The organism is Chitinophaga sp., assembly GCF_036566945.1.
Taxonomy (GTDB): Bacteria; Bacteroidota; Bacteroidia; order Chitinophagales; family Chitinophagaceae; genus Chitinophaga.
Genome location: NZ_DATCVJ010000986.1, coordinates 1 through 3,346 on the forward strand (window position 1 = coordinate 1; position 3,346 = coordinate 3,346).

Consider the following 3,346-nt stretch of genomic DNA (forward strand, 5'->3'; position numbering starts at 1 on the left):
TCGTTTTCAGCAGGTTACCCGCTTTGGTCAGGTATTCTTTGTTCTGGAGAACGATCGTGTCTGTTTTAATATCCTGTTTGGCAGCGAAATTATCCCAGTCGAAATCCGGCGCCAGTTTTTTCAGGTCCGCATAAGCTGATCTGTTATAGGTTTTAACCGGATCGCGCAACTCCACGTTTGTGAGCTGTATGTTAGCCAGTTTGGTTTCGAAATCGAGCACAGTTTTACCGGGATTTGCTTCTGTAAAGCCGGCCAGCTTAAACATTTTGTCTACGTGCGCTAAAAATTCGCTGCGTACATTTTTGGTAGCAGAATCCTGTCTTTCGTAGTAGCTTTTTTCGCCTAAACTTAAACCACCTTGTCCCTGATAAAGCACGTTCATCTTACTGTTTCTGGCATCTGCATCAGCACCAAATCCGGTAAAGCTGGATACGCCGATTTTTTGCAGTTCACCGGTTACGCTGGCCCAGTCAGCGAGTGACTTGATACCATTAATTTTATCGAGGTAAGGTTGCAGTGGTGTGATGCCGCGTTGCTCAATGGTAGCGGTATCGAGGAAAGAAGAATAGTAATCAGCGATTTGTTGTTCTTCTGTACCTTTTTTCAGGTCGGTTTTGCTGGTGATTTCAGCAATGATTCCTTTGAGGCGAACTTCCTTGTTTTCTTTATCGAGGATATTGAATGCTCCCCAGCGACTTTCAGTAGAAGGAATAGGATTATTCTTTTTCCAGTTTCCGTTTACATAGTTGTCAAAATCTTCACAGGCTTTGGTGGAAGAGTCGATATCGGCCAGGTTAAATGCCGGCACCTTCATGGTGTCTGCCGTTTCTCCCTGGTGCGAGGAACTGTTGGAATTGCAGGCTGCAAAAGTAACCATGGCAGCCAGCAACGGTAGTTTTACCGCATTGGTTTTGTTCATATATAAAACAGGTTTAGTATTTAAAGTTATGGAAAACGGGGCATGTTGCTGCAAAGGTTTTTTATGAACGGCAATCTCCGCGGTGGTGGCTCAGCGGATCAAATCCCATAATCTCTAAATAATTAGGTAGGTTTGTGTTACGTAAATTCAGATATAGATGACTTTCAGGTTTAAATTGTACAGGGTCACAACGGCAATTGCGTTGATGATTTCCGGTTTTTTCACATTTTCGGCATTATCCAGCATCCTGTTTTTGGGAATGAACCTGGGAGCAGTCATCGCACTGCTTACGCTGGGCGCCTGTTTTATTCATAGCGTTTTATCTTTATATCTTCAGCGGAGTATCCTGTTACCAGAAATTCCGTTGAAGGAAAGCACCCCCGGCGGCATACGTATTATGGGCTCCATAGGAATCATATTTCCCCTGCTCATGATATTTTGCGGATTAACGCTGGTACTGGTCACACCGGAACAAATGAAGGAAGCGATATTAACGTTACCGGCCGAACAGCAGGCAGCCATTAGACCTAATATGCTGAAACCCATCGGCGTTATTTGTTTGGTGGTGGGTGCGTTGTTTACATTAAATATTAATTTGTCTTTCCGGTTTCTGCGTCAATGGCAGCAACAGCAGCAACACAACGATACACCGGAAGAAGAATAAAAAAATGGGGTTATGGAAAAGCGGGAGATAGCCAACAGAGACGACATCAAAGAACTGATTAACAGTTTTTACGAGAAAGTTAAAGCGGATGAACTGATCGGATTTATTTTTAATGAGGTGGCCAAGGTAGACTGGCCCCATCATCTGCCCATCATGTATGATTTCTGGGAAAGCCTGCTACTGGAAGGTACCAGCTATGGCAGAAACGCCATGGACCCTCATTTTAAGCTGAATAAACTGGTTCCCCTGGAGCCGGCATATTTTGATCGCTGGCTGGCGTTATTTGAAGCGACAGTCAACACCCTTTTTACGGGAGAAAAGGCGGAACTGGCGCTTACCCGTGCCCGGTCCATCAAGGAGATTATGGCGTTTAAAATGAAACAGATCAATCATCCGGACACCGACAAAAATATCCCGCTCGTTAACCCGGGCAATAAACAATAAAACAAGCAGTGTACTATGCAACCATTAGCGGAGCGGTTAAGACCGGTAACGTTGGATGAACTGGTGGGGCAGGAACATCTTACCGGCAAGGACAGTATTTTAAGGAAAGCGATAGCGCAGGGCATGATCCCTTCCATGATTTTGTGGGGTCCTCCGGGTGTGGGTAAAACTACGATTGCCAATATTATTGCGCATACATTACAGGTGCCGTTTTATACCCTCAGCGCCATTTCAGCCGGTGTAAAGGAAGTGAGGGAAGTGATTGAAATGGCCAGAAGACAGCAGCATGCGGTATTGTTTATAGATGAAATTCACCGGTTTAATAAATCCCAGCAGGATGCGCTGTTAGGCGCCGTAGAAAAGGGGATCATCACCCTTATTGGCGCCACCACCGAAAACCCTTCTTTTGAAGTAAATGCGGCGGTATTATCACGTAGTCAGGTATATGTACTCAAGCCACTGGGCAACGATCAGTTAATGACCCTGTTGCAACAGGCCATGGAGCGTGATGAATGGCTGCGGAGCAAAAACATTACTTTAAAAGAAACCACTGCCCTCTTTAATATTTCAGGGGGAGATGCCCGCAAATTACTGAACCTGTTTGAACTGGTAGTGACCACACTGCAGGAAGATCCTATCGTTATCACCGATAAGAAAGTAATGGATATTGCGCAACAGCGTGTAGCCATTTACGATAAAAGCGGAGAGCAGCACTACGATATTATTTCTGCGTTCATTAAATCCATTCGTGGCAGCGATCCGAATGCCGCCTTATACTATCTCGCCAGAATGATTGACGGTGGAGAAGATGTGAAATTCATTGCACGCAGACTGGTCATCCTGGCATCGGAAGATATTGGCAATGCCAATCCCAATGCACAGCTACTGGCCACCAGCTGTTTCCAGGCGGTAAACCTGATAGGCTATCCTGAATCGAGAATTATTCTCTCGCAATGTGTTACGTACCTCGCGGCCTCTGCTAAAAGCAATGCTGCCGTTACGGCTATCAGCGCAGCACAATCGATCGTTGCTAAAACCGGTGATCTGCCAGTGCCTATGCATATCAGGAACGCCCCTACGAAAATGATGAAACAAATGGGCTATGGTGATGGATATGCGTATGCACACAGTTATGAAAATAACTTTGTGGTACAGGAGTTTTTGCCCGATGCAATTAAAGGAACGAAGTTTTATGAACCGGGGAATAACCCGCGGGAAGAGGAACTACGGAAGTACCTGAAGAATTTGTGGAAGGAGAAGTATAATTATTAAAGCGAGTTTTTGTCTTTGTTCAGGATTATACTGATTTAGATGATTTT

Annotated in this window: 3 protein-coding genes and 1 pseudogene; 3 read left to right on the forward strand and 1 reads right to left on the reverse strand. The window is 45.0% G+C overall.

Features of this window, described 5'->3' with window-relative positions:
- Nucleotides 1–919, reverse strand: a pseudogene (locus VIP81_RS29485) (M13 family metallopeptidase N-terminal domain-containing protein); the annotation flags it as partial.
- A 157-nt stretch (nt 920–1,076) separates the two neighbouring features.
- Between VIP81_RS29485 and VIP81_RS29490 the strand changes: the two are divergent.
- The 3 genes from VIP81_RS29490 to VIP81_RS29500 are packed head-to-tail and all read left to right on the forward strand — an operon-like array spanning nt 1,077 to nt 3,299.
- A complete protein-coding gene (locus VIP81_RS29490; RefSeq protein ID WP_331970238.1) occupies nt 1,077–1,583 on the forward strand; it encodes a hypothetical protein in 507 nt (168 codons plus the stop codon).
- 12 nt (nt 1,584–1,595) lie between these two features.
- A complete protein-coding gene (locus VIP81_RS29495; RefSeq protein ID WP_331970242.1) occupies nt 1,596–2,027 on the forward strand; it encodes a group III truncated hemoglobin in 432 nt (143 codons plus the stop codon).
- 15 nt (nt 2,028–2,042) lie between these two features.
- Nucleotides 2,043–3,299, forward strand: coding sequence for a replication-associated recombination protein A (locus tag VIP81_RS29500; RefSeq protein ID WP_331970245.1), 1,257 nt, complete (start codon nt 2,043–2,045; stop codon nt 3,297–3,299).
- Nucleotides 3,300–3,346 lie beyond the last annotated feature (47 nt).